Below are 1,465 nucleotides of genomic sequence, written 5' to 3' on the forward strand. Positions count from 1 at the left end.
TGAAGAAGTCGGCGAACTAATCGTTCTGGATAGATCGAAGAGACAACGCACGCGGGCCTCTCTGCGCTCAAGCGGGCTTCAAAGCAGGCGGCACGATCATCTTTGCCAGCTTTCGGAGGTTCTGGGCGGTGGCCGCCAGGAGGAACTCGTCCCGAGCACCAAGGGGGCCTCTCAGCCTGAGGCGATCGAGGCGCAGGATGCGCTTCAGGTGCGCGAACAGCATTTCGATCTTCTTCCGTTCACGGCGCGACTTGACGTAGGCATCGGTCTTCGCGATGTCGCGCGCAACGTCTCGGGCCTGTTCGTGGATTGACCGCGGGACCTTACGGGCCGGCATTTTCGGACAACACCGTGGCTTGAGTTCGCAAGCATCGCAGTCATACTTGCTGGCGCGGTAGAGCAGTGTTGCCCCGTCATTCACCAGAGTTCCGGTAGAACTCAGCACCTTGCCGGCTGGACAGACGTAGAGATCGTGTTCCTGATCGTAGGCGAAGTCTTCACGGGAGAACGTCCCATCGTCGCGGGCCGACTTGTCGAACACAGGAATGTGCGGCTCAATCGCGTGCTCGTTAACGAGCCACCCCAGCATCTCGGCTGAACCGTAAGCACTGTCGGCGGCCAGGCGCTCGGGACAGAGCCCGAGACGCTCTCCGGTGCGCTCAATCATGGTGCGTGCCGCACCAACCTCGGCCTGCCGGATAGCTCGCGTCGCCTCGACATCGACGATGATCGCCGCCTTCAGGTCGATCGGGTAGTTGTCGGCGTAGGCAAAGAAGGCATGCCCTTTGTGAGCGCCAGTCCATTGTGCGGCCGGATCCGACCTGGAGATGAACTTCGGTACCGTCTCGCTGGCTGCGCCCCAAGCAGCCTCATCCAGGGTATCGAGATATTCCCGGACGGATCGGCGCGTCCTGGCGATGGCCTCCCAGTCAACATCATCAGACCCGGCCGTAGAGCGCTGCTTGTTGGCATCGGCAGCAATCAGGCTGGCATCGACCGCAAAGGCAGCCCCGTCCACCAGCCCCTCGGCCATGCAGCGCCGGACCACGGTCTCGAAGAGCTTTCGCAGCAGATCGCAGTCACGGAAGCGGCCATGCCTATTCTTGGAGAACGTCGAGTGGTCCGGCACCTCGCCATCGAGCCCGAGCCGACAGAACCAGCGGTAGGCGAGGTTCAGGTGAACCTCCTCGCACAACCGCCGTTCGGAACGAATCCCGTAGCAGTAGCCAACCAACAGCATCCGGACCAGCAGTTCCGGATCAATCGAAGGCCGGCCAGTCGAGCTGTAAAACGGCGCCAAGTGACTGCGAATGTCTGACAAATCGACGAACCGGTCGATCGCCCTCAGCAAGTGAGCCGACGGAACATGTCGCTCAAGTGAGAACTCGTAAAACAGCGGGGCCTGATCAACCTGCCGCGGACCCATCATCGATTCGATCTCCCGCCCAGACGGGACGGAATGAAT

General features: G+C 61.3%; 1 protein-coding gene. It reads right to left on the bottom strand.

The genetic code is table 11. The features are described from left to right. Positions 1 to 67: 67 nt before the first annotated feature. On the bottom strand, positions 68 to 1,429 hold the full coding sequence (locus JQ611_RS41400; RefSeq protein WP_212468841.1) for an IS1182 family transposase: 1,362 nt from the start codon (positions 1,427 to 1,429) through the stop codon (positions 68 to 70). Positions 1,430 to 1,465 lie beyond the last annotated feature (36 nt).

Origin of the sequence: Bradyrhizobium sp. AUGA SZCCT0182, from assembly GCF_018130185.1 — a bacterium.
GTDB lineage: Bacteria > Pseudomonadota > Alphaproteobacteria > Rhizobiales > Xanthobacteraceae > Bradyrhizobium.